22 protein-coding genes are annotated in these 20,865 nt (G+C 68.1%); 13 read left to right on the top strand and 9 right to left on the bottom strand.

All coding sequences use genetic code 11. From position 1 onward, the window contains the following. From PGN27_RS10760 to PGN27_RS10750, 3 genes are read left to right on the top strand one after another with little or no spacing between them, the layout of a single operon-like run. Entirely contained in the window at positions 1 to 489 is a 489-nt protein-coding gene (locus PGN27_RS10760; protein WP_335326106.1) for a glutathione peroxidase, read from the top strand. A gap of 59 nt (positions 490 to 548) precedes the next feature. Continuing rightward, positions 549 to 1,253, top strand: coding sequence for a DUF2334 domain-containing protein (locus tag PGN27_RS10755; RefSeq protein WP_335326105.1), 705 nt, complete (start codon positions 549 to 551; stop codon positions 1,251 to 1,253). Positions 1,254 to 1,269: 16 nt separating this feature from the next. After that, complete coding sequence (locus PGN27_RS10750; protein ID WP_335326104.1) at positions 1,270 to 2,913, top strand: FAD-binding dehydrogenase; 1,644 nt, start codon at positions 1,270 to 1,272, stop codon at positions 2,911 to 2,913. Here PGN27_RS10750 and PGN27_RS10745 read toward each other — a convergent pair. Both PGN27_RS10745 and PGN27_RS10740 read right to left on the bottom strand, forming a co-directional pair. Continuing rightward, a complete protein-coding gene (locus PGN27_RS10745) occupies positions 2,826 to 3,407 on the bottom strand; it encodes a phosphatase PAP2 family protein (protein ID WP_335326103.1) in 582 nt (193 codons plus the stop codon). The genes PGN27_RS10750 and PGN27_RS10745 overlap by 88 nt on opposite strands. Positions 3,408 to 3,454: 47 nt before the next feature. After that, complete coding sequence (locus PGN27_RS10740) at positions 3,455 to 4,108, bottom strand: MBL fold metallo-hydrolase (RefSeq protein ID WP_335326102.1); 654 nt, start codon at positions 4,106 to 4,108, stop codon at positions 3,455 to 3,457. A 78-nt stretch (positions 4,109 to 4,186) separates the two neighbouring features. On the opposite strand from PGN27_RS10740, the gene purS reads away from it, so the two are divergent. From purS to PGN27_RS10725, 3 genes are read left to right on the top strand one after another with little or no spacing between them, the layout of a single operon-like run. Next, positions 4,187 to 4,426 (top strand): phosphoribosylformylglycinamidine synthase subunit PurS, encoded by a 240-nt coding sequence (gene purS, locus PGN27_RS10735; protein WP_335326101.1) that lies wholly within the window; start codon positions 4,187 to 4,189, stop codon positions 4,424 to 4,426. Continuing rightward, positions 4,423 to 5,109 carry a phosphoribosylformylglycinamidine synthase subunit PurQ gene (purQ, locus tag PGN27_RS10730; RefSeq protein WP_335326100.1) on the top strand — a complete coding sequence of 229 codons (687 nt, stop codon included), beginning with the start codon at positions 4,423 to 4,425 and terminating at the stop codon, positions 5,107 to 5,109. Before purS ends, purQ begins: the two co-directional genes overlap by 4 nt. Before the next feature lie 25 nt (positions 5,110 to 5,134). Beyond that, positions 5,135 to 5,983 carry a DUF4436 domain-containing protein gene (locus PGN27_RS10725; RefSeq protein ID WP_335326099.1) on the top strand — a complete coding sequence of 283 codons (849 nt, stop codon included), beginning with the start codon at positions 5,135 to 5,137 and terminating at the stop codon, positions 5,981 to 5,983. A gap of 24 nt (positions 5,984 to 6,007) precedes the next feature. On the opposite strand, the gene PGN27_RS10720 is transcribed toward PGN27_RS10725, so the two are convergent. After that, a complete protein-coding gene (locus tag PGN27_RS10720; protein ID WP_335326098.1) occupies positions 6,008 to 6,805 on the bottom strand; it encodes a family 1 encapsulin nanocompartment shell protein in 798 nt (265 codons plus the stop codon). Further along, positions 6,802 to 7,770 (bottom strand): Dyp-type peroxidase, encoded by a 969-nt coding sequence (locus PGN27_RS10715; protein ID WP_418888652.1) that lies wholly within the window; start codon positions 7,768 to 7,770, stop codon positions 6,802 to 6,804. The genes PGN27_RS10720 and PGN27_RS10715 overlap by 4 nt, the downstream gene beginning before the upstream one ends. A 108-nt stretch (positions 7,771 to 7,878) precedes the next feature. Between PGN27_RS10715 and PGN27_RS10710 the strand changes: the two genes are divergently transcribed. Further along, positions 7,879 to 9,132: a M18 family aminopeptidase gene (locus PGN27_RS10710; RefSeq protein WP_335326096.1), complete on the top strand. Its 1,254-nt coding sequence runs from the start codon at positions 7,879 to 7,881 to the stop codon at positions 9,130 to 9,132. Between the two features lie 24 nt (positions 9,133 to 9,156). Here PGN27_RS10710 and PGN27_RS10705 read toward each other — a convergent pair whose 3' ends face one another. After that, positions 9,157 to 9,759, bottom strand: coding sequence for a hypothetical protein (locus PGN27_RS10705; protein WP_335326095.1), 603 nt, complete (start codon positions 9,757 to 9,759; stop codon positions 9,157 to 9,159). A gap of 86 nt (positions 9,760 to 9,845) precedes the next feature. Between PGN27_RS10705 and PGN27_RS10700 the strand changes: the two genes are divergently transcribed. The 3 genes from PGN27_RS10700 (at position 9,846) to PGN27_RS10690 (ending at position 14,293) form a co-directional block, all read left to right on the top strand. After that, on the top strand, positions 9,846 to 10,196 hold the full coding sequence (locus PGN27_RS10700) for a VOC family protein (RefSeq protein WP_335326094.1): 351 nt from the start codon (positions 9,846 to 9,848) through the stop codon (positions 10,194 to 10,196). 69 nt (positions 10,197 to 10,265) lie between these two features. Beyond that, complete coding sequence (gene purL, locus PGN27_RS10695; protein ID WP_335326093.1) at positions 10,266 to 12,563, top strand: phosphoribosylformylglycinamidine synthase subunit PurL; 2,298 nt, start codon at positions 10,266 to 10,268, stop codon at positions 12,561 to 12,563. Next, complete coding sequence (locus PGN27_RS10690; protein WP_335326092.1) at positions 12,560 to 14,293, top strand: alpha/beta hydrolase; 1,734 nt, start codon at positions 12,560 to 12,562, stop codon at positions 14,291 to 14,293. Before purL ends, PGN27_RS10690 begins: the two co-directional genes overlap by 4 nt. On the opposite strand, the gene PGN27_RS10685 is transcribed toward PGN27_RS10690, so the two are convergent. Then, positions 14,283 to 15,491 (bottom strand): MCE family protein, encoded by a 1,209-nt coding sequence (locus tag PGN27_RS10685; protein WP_335326091.1) that lies wholly within the window; start codon positions 15,489 to 15,491, stop codon positions 14,283 to 14,285. The genes PGN27_RS10690 and PGN27_RS10685 overlap by 11 nt on opposite strands. A 17-nt stretch (positions 15,492 to 15,508) precedes the next feature. Here PGN27_RS10685 and PGN27_RS10680 point away from each other — a divergent pair, with 17 nt between their 5' ends. Next, entirely contained in the window at positions 15,509 to 15,889 is a 381-nt protein-coding gene (locus tag PGN27_RS10680; RefSeq protein WP_335326090.1) for a sterol carrier family protein, read from the top strand. On the opposite strand, the gene PGN27_RS10675 is transcribed toward PGN27_RS10680, so the two are convergent. Next, entirely contained in the window at positions 15,886 to 17,148 is a 1,263-nt protein-coding gene (locus PGN27_RS10675) for a DoxX family protein (protein WP_335328703.1), read from the bottom strand. The two genes, PGN27_RS10680 and PGN27_RS10675, sit on opposite strands and share 4 nt — an antisense overlap. Positions 17,149 to 17,349: 201 nt before the next feature. Here PGN27_RS10675 and purF point away from each other — a divergent pair, with 201 nt between their 5' ends. Then, positions 17,350 to 18,900, top strand: a complete 1,551-nt coding sequence (purF, locus tag PGN27_RS10670; protein ID WP_030133170.1) for an amidophosphoribosyltransferase — start codon at positions 17,350 to 17,352, stop codon at positions 18,898 to 18,900. A gap of 18 nt (positions 18,901 to 18,918) precedes the next feature. Here the strand turns inward: purF and PGN27_RS10665 are convergent, their stop codons facing one another. Then, positions 18,919 to 19,341, bottom strand: a complete 423-nt coding sequence (locus PGN27_RS10665; RefSeq protein ID WP_335326089.1) for a cupin domain-containing protein — start codon at positions 19,339 to 19,341, stop codon at positions 18,919 to 18,921. Between the two features lie 119 nt (positions 19,342 to 19,460). Here PGN27_RS10665 and purM point away from each other — a divergent pair, with 119 nt between their 5' ends. Continuing rightward, a complete protein-coding gene (purM, locus tag PGN27_RS10660; protein ID WP_019511103.1) occupies positions 19,461 to 20,537 on the top strand; it encodes a phosphoribosylformylglycinamidine cyclo-ligase in 1,077 nt (358 codons plus the stop codon). A 42-nt stretch (positions 20,538 to 20,579) separates the two neighbouring features. Here purM and PGN27_RS10655 read toward each other — a convergent pair whose 3' ends face one another. Continuing rightward, positions 20,580 to 20,786: a DUF3073 domain-containing protein gene (locus PGN27_RS10655; RefSeq protein ID WP_030133172.1), complete on the bottom strand. Its 207-nt coding sequence runs from the start codon at positions 20,784 to 20,786 to the stop codon at positions 20,580 to 20,582. Between the last annotated feature and the right edge of the window lie 79 nt (positions 20,787 to 20,865).

The raw sequence follows: 20,865 nt of genomic DNA, 5'->3' as shown, positions 1-20,865 counted from the left end.
GTGAGCTTGCACAACATCCCGCTGACCACGCTCGACGGTGGTGCCGCGACCCTGGGCGAATTGTCCGACGGCGCAACGCTGGTGGTCAACGTCGCCTCCAAATGTGGTTTGACCCCGCAGTACACCGCCCTGGAGAAGCTGGCGCGCGACTACGCCGCACGCGGTCTGACCGTCGTCGGGGTTCCGTGCAACCAGTTCATGGGGCAGGAGCCCGGGACGGCCGAGGAGATCCAGTCATTCTGCTCCTCGACCTACGGGGTGACCTTCCCGCTGCTGGCCAAGACCGATGTCAACGGTGCGAATCGGCATCCGCTCTATGCCGAGCTCACCAAGACTGCCGACGCCGAGGGTACGGCGGGCGACGTCCAGTGGAATTTCGAGAAATTCCTGATCGGACCGGACGGCACGGTGGTCAACCGGTTCCGGCCGCAAACCGAACCCGATGCCCCTGAGGTGCTCAGCGCCATCGAGGCCGTGCTCCCCAGATAGCCAACTGGTGTCCGGGTGTTCGCAACCGTCGCGACATCTGACGTTGCCACACTGCGGGTGTGACTGCCGAACTGATCGTCTCGATATCCGGGATCAGGGACCGCACCCTGGCTGCCGCCGACGGATTCTGTGAGGACCTCGACAACCGCGGCATCCCGGTATCGCTGCTGGTGGCCCCGCGGCTGAAGGGCGGGTACCGGCTGGAACATGATCCACGCACGGTGGGCTGGCTGGCCGAGCGCCGCGCCGCCGGGGATGCCATTGTGCTGCACGGGTTCGACGAGGCCGCCACCAAGAAGCGCCGCAGCGAGTTCGCCACCCTGCCCGCGCACGAGGCGAATCTGCGGCTGATGGGAGCCGACCGGGCGATGGAGCACCTCGGGCTGCGCACGCGGCTGTTCGCCGCCCCCGGGTGGACGGTATCCGACGGCGCCGTCGCGGCACTGCCGCGCAACGGCTTCCGACTGCTGGCCGGTCTCACCGGGGTCACCGACCTGGTGCGCCGCCACACCGAGCGCACCCGGGTGCTCGGTATCGGTGCCGGCTTCCTGTCCGAACCGTGGTGGTGTCGCACGCTGGTGCTCTCCGCCGACCGCACTGCCCGCCGCGGCGGGACCGTGCGGCTGGTGGTCTCGGCCCGCCAGCTCGCCGAGACCGGCCCGCGCCGGGCTGTCTTCGACGCCATCGACCTGGCTGTGGGGCACGGCTGCCGCCCCGACACCTACCGGTGGGAGGCCGATCCCGCCCTCACCGACGCCGCCTGAGACTACGTTGGTCGGCATGGCTGATGCCGACGTGATCGTGGTGGGTGCGGGACTGGCAGGACTGGTCGCCGCTGCGGAGCTGATCGAACGCGGACGTCGCGTATTGATCGTCGACCAGGAGAATGCCGCCAATATCGGCGGGCAGGCGTACTGGTCCTTCGGTGGGTTGTTCCTGGTCGACAGTCCCGAACAGCGGCGCCTCGGCATCCGTGACAGCCACGAACTGGCGCTGCAGGACTGGCTCGGCAGCGCGGGATTCGACCGTGAGGAGGACCACTGGCCGCGCCAGTGGGCGCACGCCTACGTGGACTTCGCCGCCGGGGAGAAGCGCGCCTGGTTGCGTGAGCGCGGGTTGCAGACCTTCGCGATGGTCGGCTGGGCCGAACGCGGTGGTTATGGTGCGCTGGGGCATGGCAACTCGGTGCCGCGGTTCCACATCACCTGGGGAACCGGACCCGCGCTGGTCGACGTTTTTGCGCGCCGGCTGCATCGACAACCGAGGGCCAGGTTCGCCCACCGTCACCGTGTCGATGAGCTGATCGTCGAGAACGGGTCGGTGGTCGGGGTGCGCGGCGCGGTGTTGGAGCCCTCCGACGCACCGCGCGGCGCGCCGTCGTCACGCAACACCGTCGGTGAGTTCGAGTTTCGCGCCCAGGCCGTCGTCGTGGCCAGCGGTGGTATCGGGGGCAACCACGATCTGGTGCGCAAAAACTGGCCGGCCAGGATGGGGCGGGTGCCCAAGCAGCTGCTGTCCGGGGTGCCCGCGCACGTCGACGGCCGGATGCTGCAGATCAGCGAGTCGGCCGGGGCGAGCATCATCAACAGTGACCGGATGTGGCACTACACCGAGGGCATCACCAACTACGACCCGATCTGGCCCGATCACGGCATCCGAATCCTGCCCGGCCCATCGTCGCTGTGGCTGGACGCCACCGGCAAGCGCCTACCGGTCCCGCTGTACCCGGGTTTCGACACCTTGGGCACGCTGGAGTACATCACCACCACCGGCCAGGACTACACCTGGTTCGTGCTCAATGCCCGCATCATCGCCAAGGAGTTCGGCCTGTCCGGCCAGGAACAGAACCCCGATCTGACCGGGCGCAGCGTCCGGGCGGTGCTCGCCCGCGGACGCGACGGTGGACCGGCGCCGGTGCGAGCCTTCGTCGACAAGGGTGTCGACTTCGTCACCGGGAACACGTTGCGCGAGCTGGTGGTCGCGATGAACAAGGTCCCCGATGTCGAACCGCTGGACTACGCCACCGTCGAGGCCGAGGTCACCGCGCGCGACCGGGAAGTGGTCAACAAGTTCAGCAAGGACAGCCAGATCACCGCGATCCGCGGCGCCCGCGAGTACCTGCCGGACCGGATCGCGCGGGTGGTCGCACCGCACCGGCTGACCGACCCGAAGGCCGGGCCGCTGATCGCGGTGAAATTGCACATCCTGACCAGGAAGTCGTTGGGCGGTCTGGAAACCGACCTGCAGGCCCGGGCGCTACGCCCGGACGGCACGGTGTTCGACGGGCTGTACGCCGCAGGCGAGGCCGCCGGATTCGGCGGCGGCGGGGTGCACGGTTACCGCTCCTTGGAGGGAACGTTCCTCGGCGGTTGCGTGTTCTCCGGCCGGGCGGCGGGGCGCGCCGCGGCGGACGCCACCGCCTGAGGCCCGGCGGCCAGGATTGCCAGGCACACCATCGCGGTGGCGAAGAACACCGAACCGATGTTGTCGGTCAGATAGTGCAGATCGGTGGTCGCCATGCTGAGGGCTCCGATCACCCCGACCACCACGGCCAGCACCGTCACCCAGAGCACATAACCGGTGGCCACCACCAGCATCGCCGTCACCGTGATCGCGACGGCGGTGTGCCCGCTCGGATAGGCCAACGCATCACCCTTGTAGCGCCCGAACAGCGGTTTGAGCAGTCGGGTGATGAGCACCGACACCAGCGGGCAGAGCGCCACCACCACCGCCAGCCGCCACCGCCGCCGGATCAGCGCGATCAGCACCGCGATGGCCAGCGTCACCATCATCGTCAGCGACCAGCTGAAGTAGAGCATCCAGATCGGCTCGGGACCGAAGATGCGCTGCAGCACCGTCAGCGCCGAATCGTCGAAGGCCGTCGGCCCGCGGCCGACGACCAGTCCGAGCAGCACCATCGCCGTGATACCGATCGGCGGCCACCACAGCAGGATCCGGCGCGGGATCAGAACTGCGTTCCGTTCTCGGGATCGAGGACCTGGAAGTCGGTGTCGGTCATCTCCGAGAGCCTGCCGTAGAAGATGCCGCGCGCGGCGGGCTCGATGATGCCCTGGTGGATGGGCACCGCCCTGGCCGGCGCGACGGCGCGCAGGTAGTCCACGGCCTCGGACACCTTCATCCAGGGTGCGGCCGCGGGCGTGGCCAGCACGTCGACCGGTTCCCCTGGCACGAACAACGCATCACCGGGATGCATCAACCTGGCCGGGTGGTCGGCGTCGCCGATGAGATAGGACGTGTTGTCGATCACCGGCAGCTCGGGATGGATGACCGCATGGGTGCCCCCGACCCCGCGCACCGAAAGGTGCCCCAGGGTGAAGCTGTCCCCGGCGTGGACGGCCCGCCAGTCGCCGCCGAGCTGCGCCGCGGTCTGCGGGTCGGCGTAGAGCGCGGCCTGCGGGTTTGCCGCCACCAGCGCCGGTAGCCGGGCGGGATCGGCATGGTCGGGATGCTGATGGGTGATCATGATCGCGTCGAGTCCGGTGATGCCCTCGAAACCGTGGGAGAAGGTGCCCGGGTCGAACAGCACCGTCGTCTGTTTTCCGGTGCCATCCGGGAAGCTCGCGAGCAGGCACGAGTGGCCGAAGTGCGTCAGTTGCATGGCTCCATTGTGGCCCGACGGCGCGCCGGTACAGTTATGACCGTTCACGACCCGTACCGAACCCGAGAAGGAGCCCCCGTGGCCCGCGTCGTAGTGCACGTGATGCCCAAGGCCGAGATCCTCGACCCGCAGGGACAGGCCATCGTCGGCGCGCTGGGCCGCCTCGGCCACGCCGGCGTTTCCGATGTGCGCCAAGGCAAGCGATTCGAGCTCGAGGTCGACGATTCGGTGTCCGATGAGGCGCTCAACGAGATCGCCGAGTCGCTGCTGGCGAACACCGTCATCGAGGAGTTCTCGGTGAGCCGGGAGGACGTGTGACCGTCGGGGCAGCCGGCAAGATCGGCGTCATCACCTTCCCCGGCACCCTCGATGATGTCGACGCCGCCCGTGCGGTCCGGCTGGCCGGTGGGGAAGCGGTCAGCCTGTGGCATGCCGACGCCGATCTCAAGGGCGTCGACGCGGTCGTGGTACCCGGCGGCTTCTCCTACGGTGACTATCTGCGCGCCGGTGCCATCGCCAGCTTCGCGCCGGTGATGCGGTCGGTCGTCGATGCGGCCGCCAAGGGACTGCCGGTGCTGGGCATCTGCAACGGTTTTCAGGTGCTGTGCGAATCGGGGCTGCTGCCGGGGGCACTGACCCGTAACGAGGGACTGCACTTCATCTGCCGCGACGTGTGGCTGCAGGTGGCGTCGAACTCGACGGCGTGGACCACCCGCTACGAGCAGGACGCCGATCTGTTGGTGCCGTTGAAGTCCGGCGAGGGCCGTTATGTGGCGTCGACGGAGGTGCTCGACGAGCTCGAGGGGGAGGGCCGGGTGGTCTTCCGGTACCGCGAGAACCTCAACGGCTCGATGCGCGGTATCGCCGGGGTCAGCTCGGCCAACGGCCGCGTCGTCGGATTGATGCCCCACCCGGAGCACGCCACCGAGCCGTTGACGGGTCCCTCCGATGACGGTCTCGGCCTGTTCTACTCCGCACTCGATGCGGTGCTGACGGCCTGAATCGCAATTCACCGGAAGGGCCCCTATGAAGATTCGTGTCGTGCTCGGGGTCCTCGCGATCCTCGCGGCATACGTCACGACGATCGTCCTGTACGCGGCCACCGGTCTCGGAGGCCCTCAGGAGATTCCGGTCGACCAGCCGCGGGCGGACCAGACCTCGGTCACCTTCGACCTTGAGGAAGTGCATGCGGTCAAGGGCGAGATGGTTGCCAACGTCACCGTCACCCCGGGCCCGGGCCTGATCGATCCGGACACCGAGGGCCTGACCGAAGACCTCAGTGTCACAATCTATTCGGCCGTCACGCCCACCACTCGCAGCTGGCCGGAGGGTACCGTGCCCGGTGTCTTTCCGGTGGCGCTGACCATCGGCGGCGACCCCGGTGCCTATCCGTTCGACCGGTATCACTCCGGACCCATCACCGTCTCGGTGGTCAGCGGCGACGACCGGACTCCCGAGCCGACCTGGGCAACGTTCGTCGACAGGGTGCCCGGCTGGATGTTCAGCATCCCCTCGCACGGTGAGTCCGACGCATCCTCGCCGTACCGCGTGAACCTGCACCGGTCGCCGAGCACCGCCGCGTTCGCGGCGATCATCGTGGGCGCACTGATGACCATTGCCGTGCTCGGTGTCGTCGTCGCAGTGCAGACCCTGCGCAACCGACGCAAGTTCCAGCCGCCGATGACGACATGGTTCGCGGCCATGCTGTTCGCCGTCGTGCCGCTGCGCAATGCGCTGCCCGACGCGCCACCCATGGGCGCGTGGGTGGACGTCACCGTGGTGCTCTGGGTGGTGGCTGCCCTGGTCACCTCCATGAGCATCTACATCGCGTGCTGGTGGCGACACCTCAAACCCGAGCCCGAGGACAAGCGCTGAGACAGCCGGGCCGGGCCCGGGGGATCAGGCGGACAGCGCGACCGACGCCTCGGCGGTGTAGTTCAGGAAGGTGAAGGTCTCCTGCAGGTACAGCTGCACGGTCTGGGCGTCGTGGCTCAGATAGCCGATCGACACGTCGGTGCCCAGCTGTAGGTCGAAATCTCCTCCGCGGGTGGACAACACGAAGGCACCGTCGATGGCCGGGGCCCAGATGATGTCCCCGTCGACCACCCGGTTCAGGTGTTCGCGCAGCGGGTAGCCGTGTTCGGTGGTCTCGCTGACCTTGGTGTACGCGTCGGCCGACAGCAGCACCGAATAGGGACCGTCCACACCGGCCAGCCGCAGCTCCGAGAGTGCCTGGGCGATCACGTCGGGATAGCCGCGCGGATCCTCGGGCAGCGCCAGACCGGGGTTCGAGCTGCCCGCTCGGATGCCCTGGATGTTGGCCGCTGCGTAACCCTCGAAGATCGCCCGGTCCTCGGCGAACGCCAATTTCTTGGCGGCGTCCTTGACGGGATCCCAGTCCGAGTCCTGCGAGCCGCGCTCCACATCGTCGATGGCATCGCGGGTGATGGTGAACGGCACCCGCAGCCGAACCAGCGGACGGCTGTCGCGCAGGTGCGCGATGACACCGTCACCCGGGGAGGTCACGTCCAGCAGATGTCCGGTGGACACGGCCGCGGTGGTGGCGCCGGTCGGGCCGGTGCAATCGACAACCCGGCGTCCGGCGATATGCCGTTTGAAGGTGCGGGTGGCCTCCTGCTCGATCTCACCCCACGCCTCGTCGGTGATCGGTGCCAGTTCGCGGTACAGGTTGTTCATTGGGGTTGTCCTTTCAGGCTGCCGATCGACAGTGAACCGGAATACGTGGGCGTGCCGGCCGCCGCTGCCGGGGCGGGTTCGGGCGATCCGGGCATGGGCGGCGGGTCGTCGAGGAAATCGGCGGTCGGGGTGAAGAACAGGCAGCCGGTCACCGCGGTGGAGAACTCAAGGATCCGGTCGGTGTTGCCGGGCGGATCGCCGATGAACATGTTGTGCAGCATCCGCTCGGTCACCGCTGCGGTGCGCGAGTACCCGATGTAGTAGGTCCCGAATTCGCCCTTGCCGATCTCGCCGAAGGGCATGTTGTGGCGCAGGATCTTCAACTCGTTGCCCTGTTCGTCGGTGATGACGTTCAGCGCGACATGGGAATTGGCCGGCTTGACCGCATCGTCGAGTTCGATGTCATCGAGTTTGGTGCGCCCGATCACCCGTTCTTGTTCCTCGACCGACAGCGCGTTCCACGCCGTAATGTCATGCAGATAGCGCTGCACATGCACGTAACAACCACCGGCGAAATCGGGGTCTTCATCGCCGATCTGGCTCGCGCTCACCGCCACCGGGCCATCCGGGTTCTCCGTGCCGTCGACGAAGCCGAGCAGGTCGCGGTTGTCGAAGAACTTGAATCCGTGCACTTCGTCGACGATGGTGATGGCACCGTCCATGGCGGCGACGATCTTGCCGGCCAACTCGAAACACACGTCCAGTGATTCGGCCCGGAGGTGGAACAACAGATCACCCGGTGTCGACGGGGCGGTGTGCCGCGGCCCCTCCAGCGCGATGAACGGATGCAGTTCGGCCGGTCGAGGTCCGCTGAACAACCGGTCCCAGGCCTGCGATCCGATAGAGGTGATCACCGACAGATGCTTGGTCGGATCGCGGAAACCTATGGCGCGGACCAAACCCGAGATGTCGCCGAGGGCATCGTGCACGATCTGTTCGCCGCCGTCGTCGATGGTGGCCACCATGAAGATGGCCGCCGGGGTCAGCGGCGCGAGCACCGCCTGTGGAACAAGATCGGACACATCGCAGACCCTAGCGCGGCCGGACGGCCTCGCACCGGTCAAGATGAAAAGATGCCTGCTACCCCCCAGAGCCTGTGTGAGTTCATCGACGCCTCACCGTCCCCGTTCCACGTGTGCGCGACGGCCGCACGGCTGCTGGCGGCCGCCGGGTACACCGAACTGTCCGAATCCGATGCCTGGCCCGACTCGGGCGGCACGTTCTTTCTGGTGCGGGCCGGTTCGCTGGTGGCCTGGGACTCGACGTCGGGCGATATGCCGTTCCGGATCGTCGGCGGGCACACCGACAGCCCCAACCTGCGGGTCAAACAGCACCCCGACCGGGTCGTGGCCGGCTGGCAGGTGGTCGCCCTCCAGCCCTACGGCGGGGCCTGGCTGAACTCCTGGCTGGACCGCGATCTCGGCATCAGCGGCAGGCTGTCGGTACGTACAGGGAACACCGTGACGGACCGCCTGATCCGCGTCGATGAACCCATTCTTCGGGTCCCGCAACTGGCCATCCACCTGTCCGAGGACCGAAAGGGCGTCAGCCCCGACCCGCAGCGGCATGTCAACGCCGTCTGGGGCACCGGTGAGCGACGATCCTTCGTGGGCTATGTCGCCGAGCAGGCCGGCGTGCCCGAATCCGATGTGCTCGGCTTCGACCTGATGACCCACGATCTGACCCCGTCGGCGGTGACCGGGGTGGACGGGGATTTCGTCAGCGCGCCGCGATTGGACAATCAGGTCACCTGCCATGCCGGGGTGCACGCGCTGCTGGCCGCGCAGCCGAGCGGGCATGTGCCGGTGCTGGCGCTCTTCGATCACGAGGAGGTCGGCTCACAGTCCGATCACGGCGCCCAGTCCGATCTGCTGCTCACGGTGTTGGAGCGCATCACGCTGGCCTCCGGTGGTGACCGGCAGGACTTCCTGCGCCGGCTCTCGCAATCGATGGTCGCCTCCGGCGATATGGCGCATGCCACCCACCCGAACTATCCGGAGCGGCACGAGCCCGGTCACCTGATCGAGGTCAACGGCGGCCCGGTGCTCAAGGTGCACCCCAATCTGCGTTATGCCACCGACGGGCGCACGGCGGCGGCGTTCGCGCTGGCCTGTGCCCAAGCCGGTGTCCCACTGCAGCGCTACGAGCACCGCGCTGACCTGCCGTGCGGGTCGACGATCGGGCCGATGACCTCGGCGGGTACCGGTATCCCCACCGTCGACGTCGGGGCCGCCCAGCTGGCCATGCACTCGGCCCGCGAGATCATGGGCGCCCATGATGTGGCCGGTTATTCGGCCGCCTTGCAGGCGTTCCTGGCACCGGCCTGAGACACGACAGCCCGGTCACGTCCGTCAGGGCAGGTCGATCGTGGTGGTGACCGTCACCAGTTGGGGGTCGGTCGGGGCGGAGGAGAAGCCGAACCGCACCGGCGGGTGCAGATCGGCGGGCCCGCCGAGCGCGACGCCGTCGAAGGTCCCCGACACCGAGTCGATCTGCCGGGTGCGACGGACCCCGTAGTACTCGCGTCTGCCGTTGCCCGCACTACCGGCGGTGTGCACGCCGGGCACCAGCACCGCGGCGATCGGATTGATCAGGCGCAGCCACCACGGTGCCCGTGCCAGCGGTGCGGGCACCAGCCGCAGCAGGCCGTCGAACCGGGCGGCACCGCCGAGACGCACCATGACGTCGAGGCAGTCGGTGTGGACCCGCAATCGGTCGTCGTCCAGATCGGCGGTCACCGGGGCAATCCTGATCTCGTCGAAGGAGTATGTGGCCGAGACGAACTCGGCGATCTCGGCGTTGGGTGCCAGCAGGATGCGGGTGTCATCGCGGGTCTGCACCATCACATCGGCGAAGCGGCCGAACGGCGAGGAATGCCAGACTCCCACGACGAACCGGACCCCGGCGTCGGTGCCGAAGCCCGCGATGTGACCACTGAAGACCAGCCGCTGCATAGGACGATTGTGCCGGTTGCGCGCGGTGATCCGGGGCGGGCGGAAATGCCACCGGAGATGTCAGAGCACTGCTCTAGGGTGCGCTCATGACGCTCAGCCCAGAAATGATCACGTTCGACTGCACCGACCCGGACCGCCTCGCCCAATGGTGGACCGAGGCCACCGACGGCACCCTCAACGCCGAGATGCCCGGCGAATTCGTCATGGTGGTGCTGCCGAGCGGTCCCCGGCTCGGTTTCCAGCGCGTGCCGGACCCGACGGCAGGCAAGAACCGGGTGCATGTGGATTTCTCGGCGCCCGATCTGGAGGCCGAGGTGACGCGGCTGATCGGTCTCGGTGCCACCGAGACCGGGAGGCACGCTATCGGCGACGCGTTCCGCTGGGTGGTGCTTTCCGATCCGGACGGCAACGCGTTCTGCGTCTCGGGCGGGCACTGATCCCCACCGGGTGAGGTCCCCGGTGGCGGCGCGGCGTCACCGGGGACGCGGACCGAATAAACTGTTCGGGTGACATCCGCGCACCCGCAGGAAATCGATACCGTCGAGCGCGCCGCAGCGTCGCCCGACCACCCCCAGCCCTTCCGGGAACTGGGCCTCAAGGACGACGAGTACCAGCGGATACGCGAGATTCTCGGCCGCCGCCCGACCGACGCCGAGCTGGCCATGTACTCGGTGATGTGGAGTGAACACTGCTCCTACAAGTCCTCCAAGGTGCATCTGCGCTATTTCGGTGAGACCACCACCGACGAGATGCGCGCAGGCATGCTGGCCGGGATCGGCGAGAACGCCGGCGTGGTCGACATCGGCGACGGCTGGGCGGTCACCTTCAAGGTCGAATCGCACAACCACCCGTCCTATGTGGAGCCCTATCAGGGTGCGGCCACCGGTGTCGGCGGCATCGTCCGCGACATCATGGCCATGGGCGCCCGCCCGGTCGCGGTGATGGATCAATTGCGCTTCGGCGCGGCCGACGCCCCCGACACCCGCCGGGTGCTCGACGGCGTGGTGCGCGGTATCGGCGGTTACGGCAACTCCCTGGGTCTGCCCAATATCGGCGGCGAGACGGTCTTCGACCCGTCGTACGCGGGCAACCCGTTGGTGAACGCGCTGTGTGTGGGCGTGCTGCGCAAGGAGGACCTGCACCTGGCCTTCGCCTCGGGCACCGGGAACAAGATCATCCTGTTCGGCGCCCGCACCGGGCTGGACGGTATCGGCGGTGTGTCGGTGCTGGCCAGTGAGACCTTCGGTGGCGACGAGGGCTCGGGCCCGGGCCGCAAGAAGCTGCCCGCCGTGCAGGTCGGTGATCCCTTCATGGAGAAGGTGCTCATCGAGTGCTGCCTCGAGCTCTACGCCGCCGACCTGGTGGTCGGTATCCAGGATCTCGGCGGTGCCGGATTGTCCTGCGCCACTTCTGAATTGGCCTCGGCAGGCGACGGCGGCATGCGGGTGGAGCTGGATGCGGTCCCGCAGCGCGCCGCCGATATGACCCCGGCCGAGATCCTGTCCAGCGAATCGCAGGAACGGATGTGTGCGGTCGTCACACCGGAGAACGTCGAGAAATTCCTTGCCGTCTGCCGAAAATGGGATGTGCTGGCCAGCGTCATCGGTGAGGTCACCGATGGCGACCGCCTCGAGATCACCTGGCATGGCGAGACCGTCGTGGACGTGCCGCCGCGCACCGTCGCCCACGAGGGCCCGGTGTACCAGCGTCCTGTCGCCCGCCCGGAGACCCAGGACGCGCTGATCGCCGACACCTCGGCCAAGCTGGCGCGTCCGGCCACCGGTGAGGAGCTCAAGGCGACCCTGCTGGCATTGCTGGGCAGCCCGCACCTGTGCAGTCGCGCGTTCATCACCGAGCAGTACGACCGCTATGTGCGCGGTAACACCGTGCTGGCCGAGCACGCCGACGGTGGTGTGCTGCGTATCGACGAGCAGACCGGCCGCGGTGTCGCCATCTCGACCGACGCCTCGGGCCGCTACACCCAGCTCGACCCGTACACGGGCGCACAGCTGGCACTCGCCGAGGCCTACCGCAACGTGGCGGTCACCGGGGCCACCCCGGTCGCGGTGACCAACTGCCTGAACTTCGGCTCGCCGGAGGACCCCGGTGTGATGTGGCAGTTCTCCCAGGCCGTCCGTGGACTCGCCGACGGCTGTGCGGCCCTTGGCATCCCCGTCACCGGCGGCAACGTGAGCTTCTACAACCAGACCGGGAGCACCGCGATCCTGCCGACCCCGGTGGTCGGTGTGCTCGGGGTCATCGACGATGTCGCCCGGCGCATCCCCACCGGGCTCGGCAACGAACCCGGTGAGACGCTGCTGTTACTCGGTGACACCCGCGACGAGTTCGACGGATCGATCTGGGCGCAGGTCACCGCTGATCACCTCGGCGGCGTGCCGCCGAAGGTCGACCTGGCACGGGAAAAGCTGCTCGCGGAGGTGCTGACCGCGGCATCGCGGGACGGATTGGTCTCGGCAGCACATGATCTGAGCGAAGGCGGATTGATCCAGGCGATCGTCGAGGCAGCCCTGGCCGGCGGGACCGGTGCTCGGGTGGTGCTGCCCGAGGGGGTGGATCCCTTCGTCTTCCTGTTCTCCGAATCGGCGGGCCGGGTTCTGGTGGCGGTGCCGCGCACCGAGGAGAGCCGGTTCCGGTCCATGTGCGAGGCACGCGGGCTGCCGGTGGACCGGGTGGGCGTCTCGGACGAGGGCAGCGACTCCCTGGAAGTCCAGGGCCAGTTCAGCATCACGCTCGACGAACTGCGAGCCACCTCCGAGGGCGTGCTGCCCGGGTTGTTCGGGTGATCGAGCGGACCTCGGTCCGGCACCCCGTACTGGTATGGGGCTGGAGCTTGGTCCGACTCGATTTCGTCGGCATTGCCGTCGGTGCACTGTTCTTCTGTATCTCGCTGACGCCGTCACTGCTACCGAGGGACTGGCTGTTCGCCGGCTTGATCGGCGGGATCAACGCCGCCATCGGTTACGGCCTCGGTGTGCTGGCGGCAAAGCTGCTGCGGCGCTTCGTCCTTCGCGGACGTGCCTGGTGGCCACCGCGCCCGCCGGTCCTGCGCGCCATGAAGGTCGTGACGGTCGCCGGTGCGCTGACTGCCCCGGTGGTCATGCTGGTGCCCGCGGCCCGCTGGCAGCGCCAGGTGTCGGCGCTGATGGGTATCGAGGGGCCCGCAACCCCGGGCTATATGCGCACCCTGGTGCTGGCGGTGCTGGTCGCCGCGGCGTGCATCGCGACGTGGCGGGTACTGGTCGACCTGGTGAAACTCATTGCCCGCACTTTGATCCGGCGCTGGCATCTGCACAGCGAGGTGGCGTTCTTCATCGGCACCGCCGTTGTGGTGGTGCTGTGCGTCATGTTGGCCAATGGTGTGCTCTACCGGGGCTTCCTGGCCGGCGCCAGCCAGGTGTTCCAGCCGCAGAATGCGACCAGTGCCCCTGGGGTCAGTCAGCCCTCGGCAAGCCAGCGATCCGGCAGCCCGGCCTCGTTCGCGTCCTGGGATTCCCTGGGATATCAGGGCCGTAGCTTCGTCTCGGGCGGTCCGGCCGCGGCCGACCTGACCGCTCTGAACGGACGACCGGCGCGTGAGCCGATCCGGGTGTACGCGGGACTGCAGACCGCCGAGACCGATGAGCAGCGGGTGGCGGTGTTGCTCAGCGAGCTCGAGCGCACCGATGCCTTCGACCGCGCGGTGCTGGTGCTGATCCCCACCACCGGTACCGGCTGGGTGAATCCGGCGGCCGCCGACGCCATCGAAGCCATGTACAACGGTGACACCGCACTCGTCGCGATGCAGTATTCGTATCTGCCGAGCTGGATCTCGTTCCTGGGTGACCGGGAGAAGTCCGTCGACTCGGCGCGCGCCATGATCGCCGGTGTGCACGACCGCTGGGCCGCGCTGCCCGAGAACCGTCGCCCGGCACTGCTGTTGTACGGCGAGAGTCTGGGCTCCTACGGCGGGCAGGGGGCCTTCGATTGGTTACCCGATATCGCGGAGAAGGATTTCTCCGCCGTGCTGTGGGTCGGTCCGCCGCACGAGAGTTCGTTGTGGAGCGGTCTGGTGCAGCGCCGGGACCCGGGCAGCACCGAGGTCGAGCCCCGCTATGACAACGGCCGAACCGTGCGTTTCTCCCCGGCCTACGATCCCGCCGAGGTGGCCAGGACCGCCGCACCGCCGTGGGAGGGCACCAGGGTGCTGTTCCTGCAACACGCCTCCGATCCGGTGGTCTGGTGGTCACCGAATCTCGTGTTCTCCCGGCCTGATTGGTTGACAGAACCGCGTGGCGCCGATCGCACGGCGTCGATGCGCTGGTATCCGATCGTGACGTTCTGGCAGGTGAGCGCCGATATGACGAATGCGTCCGGTGTCCCCGACGGGCACGGACACAACTACGGCGACACCGTGCTCGACGGGTGGGCCGCGGTGGCACCACCGCCAGGATGGACCGCCGCGGATACCGAGCGGATCAGGGCCGGGCTGGAACGCGGCTGGGACCGCGGCCACGGCGAACGCGTCAGGGATTGATCGTCGGTGCGCCGACCTGCCTGCCCCACACATACTCGGTGAATATCGGCGATCCCAGCTCCACGTGGTTGTAGGGCGCGATCGACAACCCGGTGTCCATCACCAGATATGGTGCGGGCCAGAGCTCCCTGGTGATCTTCTGCCAGCAGCCGGGACGGCCACCCGGGCCCCCGCGGGCGTTCACCCTCGGCAGGTTGTCCGGGTACACATAGGGATTGCCGACCCCGCCGAGGCCGAAGATGGTGCCCGCCGAGTCCAGCGAGAATCCGTTGTCCCCACCGAAGACCTGGGCCATCAGCGGTGCCGCATCGTGATAGTTGCGCAGCGTGCACAGCAGTTGCGGACTGTAATAGTCGAACAGCGTCGCGGTGGGAAGGAGATCCTGGACCCCGCGCACCAGATACGGTCCGCCGCGCTCCAGGATGTCGGTGCCGGTGCCCCCGATGCCGACCGCGGCAAACAAGGCTGCATCGAGGGCGTGGCGTTCGACGTCGAGGGACTTTGCCGTGGTGGCCGCGGTCGCCAGGCCGTCGAACAGATCGGGACCGGCCTCGGCGTACACGTCGGCCAGCGCCGTCACCGCACGGACGTCGCGGCGGAACTGGGGCACCTGCTCGTTGAGCGATGTCAGGATGGCGTTGCCATCGGACAGCGATGCGCCGAAGCCTGCACCGCGACCGTCCAGCGCCTGGGCGGTCGCGGTCAGCGTCCGGTTCAGCTGCACCGGATCGACCCGCTCGGCGATGGCGAGCACCGTTTCGAACAGGGAGTTGAATTCGGTACTGACCCAGGTGGCGGTGATCTCGTCGTGCGCCCTGGCACGCGGGCCGACCGGATGCCGTGGCGCGGCCAAGGCCACGTACTTGTTTCCGAACACGGTGGTGGCCTTGATTTCTGCCCCGATGTTGGCGGGCAGCAATGACAGGTACCGCGGATCGACCAGCAGCGTCAGCCGGGCCTGACCGGTCTGGGTCGGCGCGATCCGGCCGACGCGCCCGATCTCGACCCCGTTGAGCGTGACCTTGGTGCCCGGATCCACCACGAGACCGGCGCGCGGTGCGACCAACGTGAGCTCGACACGCGAGCGGAACTCACCGCGGAACTGCTGGTAGAGCAGCACGCCGGCGGCGGCGAGCAGCACCAGGGCCACCGCACCAGCCACCCGGTACGGCGGTGCCGACCGGTCGACGAAAGCCACTTTGCGACACTATTCCGATGGTGGCCCGTCGCACTGCCGATCCGGCAGAGACACGCGCCGCGGTATTGGCCGTGGCGCACTGGTTGCGCGACGAGACCCAACCCGCGCCGGCCCGGACCGATATCGCCGCCGCCGTGCGGCTGACCGCACGCACCCTGGCCGCGGCCGCCCCCGGTGCCAGCGTCGAGGTGCGGGTTCCGCCGTTCGTCGCCGTGCAGTGCATCGCCGGTCCCCGGCATACCCGCGGAACGCCGCCCAATGTGGTGGAGACCGATCCGCACACCTGGCTGCGTCTGGTCACCGGTCTGACCGCGATGACCGATCCCCGACTGCATCTCTCGGGCTCGCGGGCCGCCGAGATCGCCGACGCGCTCCCGCTGGTCACCCTGCCCGACTAGCGCATGTATGGGTATTCCTGCACCCAGTGGAAACCCCGGTTGCGCAGCGGAAAGCTTTCCAGGTCAACGGATTCGAGCTCCATGGTGACCGGGCGCCCCTGCACCGTGCCGGACAGCTCCAGGCGATCCGATGCGGGCCCGGTGACATCGAACTCGGCGAACTCGGCAGGATCTGCCGCCGGAGCGGTCACACCGTCCGGTTCCGGGAGCGGGGTCATGATCGTGAGATGCCGCTGCCCGGGCTCGAACTGCAGCGGTGCGTCGCGCAGGCGGCCGTCCATCCACTGGATCGTCACCACTCCTTCGGTGTCGAAAATCATTCGCTGCCAACGAAATCGGTCGGTGGTCAACGGTGGCGCCTGCCGCTGGTCGACGCGGAACTCGGTGACCGTCCAGATCCCGTAGAGCTCGGGTTTGTCTCGTCCGTCACCGTATTGATGCCATGCCTGCCAGCCGAGTACGGCCTGACCGACGCCGATCCAGACCCCGAGCCCGATCTGTACGGCGGTGGCGATGCGGTTGGCGCGCTCGGATGTGAACAGTCGTGGCACCGGTGCCGCCGGCACAGCACGGTGGCGCACGAACACATCGATGAGACGCCGCAGGTGCGGGGCGAGAAGCACGATGCTGATCAGCATCAGGTGCAACGAGAGGATCTTCACCGGGACGTCGAAGGCCATGTTCAGCAGGAACACCTGGCCCATGCTGAGCAGGCTCAACACTGCGCCCAGCACGGCGGTGCGCGGCCAGAACAGCAGCACGCCCGCCGTCACCTCCACCGCGCCGAGCGCCATCTCGTAGGGATGGGAGGTGCCGACCTGCAGCCACAGCATCGACATCGGGCTGAACTCACCGAGGGGCTGCACCAGGGCCGCCAGCGGCGGGGCCTGCATCTGGGTGGGGATCAGCTTCGCGAACCCGTACAACAGCATCTGCCCGCCCAAGCACAGCCGTAGGAAGACCGTGAACCAGACCGCCGGCCGGGCGTAATCGGTCCGCCGCCGGTCCAACACCGACCACAGCGCGGTGCCGAACGCGGCGACGATCAGCAGACACAGGATCGACACCCAGATCGCGGCCTGGTCGCCGCTGTGGGAATCCCGGCGGAGCGCGGCGTCGACGCCGAACACCGTGCGGCCCACCCAGATGTTGACCGGATCGGTCATCAACATCTGCCAGTTCACCGCATTCGGCGGCAACCACAGCGCGAGGACCCCGGCGAACACGAAGGTGATCTGGGCGAACCACAGGCAGAACATTCCGAAGTACAGGACGCAGAACCGAAATGCGACCTTCGTCACTAAATTCCACACGTCGGCTGACGGTAGTTGCCGGATACAGGCCGCGGAACGGGGTAAACCCCCGTCCGGATGTGGCGAAAACCATCTTGCTGTTGAGTTTTTCGGCACCGATGACCGTAGACTGGCCCCGTCACCCCCAGCCCCCAGGGAGCAGCCATCGTGACCTCCGCGCCGGTAGAGCCTGACGAGACCGACCCCAAAGAGGAGTGCGGCGTCTTCGGCGTCTGGGCTCCCGGCGAAGACGTGGCCAAGCTCACGTATTACGGGCTCTACGCCTTGCAGCACCGCGGCCAGGAAGCCGCCGGTATCGCCGTTGCCGACGGTGCCCAGGTCCTCGTCTTCAAGGATCTGGGTCTGGTCAGCCAGGTCTTCGACGAGCAGACCCTGGCCGCCATGCACGGGCACGTCGCCGTCGGGCACTGCCGCTACTCGACCACCGGCTCGACGACGTGGGAGAACGCCCAGCCGGTCTTCCGCAACACCGCCGCGGGCACCGGTGTCGCCCTCGGTCACAACGGCAACCTGGTCAACACCGCCGAATTGGCGACCCGCGCCCGGTCTGCCGGCCTGATCGACACCCGCGGCGCGCCGGCCGCCACCACCGACTCCGACATCCTCGGCGCGCTGCTGGCGCACGGTGCCGCCGACTCCACCCTCGAACAGGCGGCGCTGGCGCTGCTGCCCACCGTGCGCGGTGCGTTCTGCCTGACCTTCATGGACGAGAACACCCTCTACGCCGCCCGCGACCCGCACGGTGTGCGGCCGCTGTCGCTGGGCCGCCTCGACCGTGGCTGGGTGGTGGCCTCGGAGACCGCCGCCCTCGACATCGTCGGCGCCTCCTTCGTGCGCGATATCGAGCCCGGCGAACTCCTGGCCATCGATGCCGACGGCGTGCGGTCCACCCGGTTCGCCAACCCGACCCCCAAGGGCTGCGTCTTCGAATACGTCTACCTGGCCCGGCCCGACAGCGTCATCGGTGGCCGCTCGGTCCACGCCACCCGCGTGGACATCGGCCGCCGGCTGGCCGCCGAGAATCCCGTCGAGGCCGACCTGGTGATCGGCGTCCCCGAATCGGGCATCCCGGCCGCCGTCGGTTACGCCCAGGGCTCCGGCATTCCCTACGGCCAGGGCCTGATGAAGAACGCCTACGTGGGCCGCACCTTCATCCAGCCCTCGCAGACCATTCGCCAGCTGGGCATCCGGCTCAAGCTCAACCCGCTCAAAGAGGTGATCCGCGGGAAACGGCTGATCGTCGTCGACGACTCGATCGTGCGCGGTAACACCCAGCGGGCACTGATCAGGATGCTGCGTGAGGCAGGGGCGGTGGAGGTCCACGTCCGGATCGCGTCCCCGCCGGTGAAGTGGCCGTGCTTCTACGGGATCGACTTCGCCACCCCCGCCGAACTGATCGCCAACGCCGCCAGCAATTCCGCCGACGAGTCGGAGATGCTGGAAGGTGTCCGGCGGGCGATCGGCGCCGACACCCTGGGCTATATCAGCCACCACGGCATGGTGGCCGCGACCGAACAGCCCGCATCGCGGCTGTGCTCGGCATGTTTCGACGGCGACTACCCGATCGAACTCCCCGGGGAGTCCGCGCTGGGCAAGAACGTCATCGAGCACATGCTGGCCAGTGCCGCGCGCAACGGCCTCCCGCTGGAATCGACGAACGCAGGCGGGGACAACGCGGACGCCGTGCGTCGGCCGTGATGGCGCTCTAGGGCCGGATCATTCGAACGGGCAGCCCGGGTTGTCCACCGAGTTGGCCAGTGGGGAGCCTGCGGGCACGATGTAGCCCACCCACATCACCAGCGGGTCGGGGCCCAGGTTGCGTCCCTCGTGCACATAGCCTGGCCCGACGGTCTCGGTGATGGCGTTGCCCGCCGGGTAGGTCCCGTCGACGGAACAGTCGGCCGAGTAGTGGGTCAACGTCCCGGACCGGATCACGCCGTACACCTGCCCGGGATGCCAGTGCCAGCCCGTGCTGCCGCCGGGAGCGATGGTCAGCTCCTTGGTCACGAAGTCCTGGCCGTCACCGGTGGATTGCACCAGGACGCGTCCCTGCACACCCTCCCCGGGGGTGGCCGCCGCGGGAGCCGGCCAACCCAACGACAACATCCCGACGAGCAGTGCCCCACACAATCTGGTCATGACCGGTCACGGTCTCACAGCTGCGGCGTGAGCGGGTCGGGTCTGCAGGATGCGATCGGCGGACGCCGACCGGGTAGCCTTGGGCCCGATGAGCGAGCTTCAACGGGCGGGTCGCTGACATGGGTCAGGGACACGACGAACAACACGGTATTTCCTATGCAACCGCCGGCGTGGACATCGAGGCGGGCGATCGCGCCGTCGAGCTGTTCAAACCGCTCGCCAAGCGGGCGACCCGGCCGGAGGTGCGCGGTGGCCTCGGCGGGTTCGCCGGGCTGTTCGCCCTGCGGGATGGGTACCGCGAGCCGTTACTGGCGTCCTCGACCGACGGGGTGGGCACCAAGCTGGCCATCGCGCAGGCGATGGACAAGCACGACACCGTCGGTCTGGACCTGGTCGCCATGGTCGTCGACGATCTGGTCGTGTGCGGTGCCGAGCCGCTGTTCCTGCAGGACTACATCGCGGTGGGACGGACCGTGCCGGAACGCGTCGCCGCGATCGTCTCGGGTATCGCCGACGGCTGCGTGCTGGCCGGCTGCGCCCTGCTCGGCGGAGAGACGGCCGAGCATCCCGGTCTGATGGAACCCGACCACTACGACATCTCTGCCACCGGTGTGGGCGTCGTGGAGGCCGATAACGTGCTCGGGCCGGACCGGGTCAAGCCCGGCGATGTGATCATCGCGATGGCATCCACCGGTCTGCACTCCAACGGCTACTCGCTGGCGCGCAAGGTCCTCCTGGAGATCGACCGGATGGACCTGTCGGGCCACGTGGAGGAGTTCGGCCGCACCCTCGGTGAGGAGCTGCTGGAGCCCACCTACATCTACGCCAAGGACTGCCTGGCGCTGGCGGCAGAGACGCAGGTGCGCACGTTCTGCCACATCACCGGTGGCGGGTTCGCGGGCAATCTGGAGCGCATCATCCCGCCCGGCTTGGTGGCCGAACTGGATCGCGGCACCTGGACCCCGGCGCCCGTCTTCGGCATGATCGCCCAGCGCGGGCGCATCGAGCGTGCCGAAATGGAACGGACGTTCAACATGGGCGTCGGAATGGTCGCCATCGTCGCGCCGGAGGACACCGACCGCGCGCTGGCGATTCTCACCGCTCGCCACCTCGCGTGCTGGCCGGTGGGGACGGTGGCCAAGGGCGCAAAGGATGGGGTTCGAGCTCAGCTCGTGGGGCGTCACCCGCGGTTTTAGTGACCCGTCGAGGGTCGCCGGCCGCGGGGACGCCGGCCGGCGTCAGCGACGCCAGTCGTCCTCGTCGGCATAGCGATCGACGGGCCCACCGAAATCATCGGCGCTGCCGTTGAAGTCGTCGGCACCGCCGCTGCTGCGACCGCCGTTGGACAGTTCGCGCTGAAGCCGCTCGAAATCAGTCTCTGGCGTGTTGTATTTCAGGTCTCGAGCAACCTTGGTCTGCTTTGCCTTAGCCCGGCCGCGGCCCATAGGGGACCCCCTCGCGCAATAACGGAGCGGCCCAACGTGCAGGCGGCTCCGATCTGAGTGTGTTTATTGTCCTGCCGAT

The sequence above is a fragment of the Mycolicibacterium neoaurum genome, from assembly GCF_036946495.1.
Classification (GTDB): Bacteria; Actinomycetota; Actinomycetes; order Mycobacteriales; family Mycobacteriaceae; genus Mycobacterium; species Mycobacterium neoaurum_B.
Note: the sequence above shows the minus strand (reverse complement) of the source record. Positions and strands in the feature narration are given on the sequence as shown.

What these genes read in the sequence shown, in the direction of transcription:
- PGN27_RS10710 (WP_335326096.1), top strand. Translation starts at nt 7,879, where the DNA reads ATGCCTGCTACCCCCCAGAGCCTGTGTGAGTTCATCGACGCCTCACCG.
- PGN27_RS10655 (WP_030133172.1), bottom strand. Translation starts at nt 20,786, where the DNA reads ATGGGCCGCGGCCGGGCTAAGGCAAAGCAGACCAAGGTTGCTCGAGAC.
- PGN27_RS10675 (WP_335328703.1), bottom strand. Translation starts at nt 17,148, where the DNA reads ATGTTCTGCCTGTGGTTCGCCCAGATCACCTTCGTGTTCGCCGGGGTC.
- PGN27_RS10680 (WP_335326090.1), top strand. Translation starts at nt 15,509, where the DNA reads ATGGTGGCCCGTCGCACTGCCGATCCGGCAGAGACACGCGCCGCGGTA.
- PGN27_RS10720 (WP_335326098.1), bottom strand. Translation starts at nt 6,805, where the DNA reads ATGAACAACCTGTACCGCGAACTGGCACCGATCACCGACGAGGCGTGG.
- purM (WP_019511103.1), top strand. Translation starts at nt 19,461, where the DNA reads ATGGGTCAGGGACACGACGAACAACACGGTATTTCCTATGCAACCGCC.
- PGN27_RS10750 (WP_335326104.1), top strand. Translation starts at nt 1,270, where the DNA reads ATGGCTGATGCCGACGTGATCGTGGTGGGTGCGGGACTGGCAGGACTG.
- PGN27_RS10705 (WP_335326095.1), bottom strand. Translation starts at nt 9,759, where the DNA reads ATGCAGCGGCTGGTCTTCAGTGGTCACATCGCGGGCTTCGGCACCGAC.
- PGN27_RS10700 (WP_335326094.1), top strand. Translation starts at nt 9,846, where the DNA reads ATGACGCTCAGCCCAGAAATGATCACGTTCGACTGCACCGACCCGGAC.
- PGN27_RS10745 (WP_335326103.1), bottom strand. Translation starts at nt 3,407, where the DNA reads ATGGTGCTGCTCGGACTGGTCGTCGGCCGCGGGCCGACGGCCTTCGAC.
- PGN27_RS10740 (WP_335326102.1), bottom strand. Translation starts at nt 4,108, where the DNA reads ATGCAACTGACGCACTTCGGCCACTCGTGCCTGCTCGCGAGCTTCCCG.
- PGN27_RS10665 (WP_335326089.1), bottom strand. Translation starts at nt 19,341, where the DNA reads ATGACCAGATTGTGTGGGGCACTGCTCGTCGGGATGTTGTCGTTGGGT.
- PGN27_RS10725 (WP_335326099.1), top strand. Translation starts at nt 5,135, where the DNA reads ATGAAGATTCGTGTCGTGCTCGGGGTCCTCGCGATCCTCGCGGCATAC.
- PGN27_RS10715 (WP_418888652.1), bottom strand. Translation starts at nt 7,770, where the DNA reads ATGGTGGCCACCATCGACGACGGCGGCGAACAGATCGTGCACGATGCC.